Source organism: Rhizobium sp. SVR5-2C (assembly GCF_056755115.1).
Genome location: NZ_JBNDHT010000518.1, coordinates 1 through 245 on the forward strand (window position 1 = coordinate 1; position 245 = coordinate 245).

The window sequence follows — 245 nt, forward strand, 5'->3', positions numbered from 1 at the left end:
GTGCTGGCAGCAATCCTGCCGCTGCTCTTTACGCGCATTGTGAACCAGAATAGCGAACACCAGGAAGCAACCCACGTCTGGCCAATGCTGAGACTGCGTCAGGCGCGTCTTGGCGTTAACGGCTGTATTATCTCCGGAATTGTGCTTGGTTCACTGTATGGCCTGATGCCGCTTTATCTGAACCATCAGGGCGTCAGCGATTCCGGGATCGGTTTCTGGATGGCGGTGATGGTGAGTGCGGGGAT

Annotated in this window: 1 protein-coding gene; it reads left to right on the forward strand. The window is 55.9% G+C overall.

The genetic code is table 11. The features are described 5' to 3' along the window. A partial coding sequence (locus ACPYOI_RS36740) for a hypothetical protein (protein WP_481424266.1) occupies positions 1-245 on the forward strand: 245 nt, incomplete at both ends.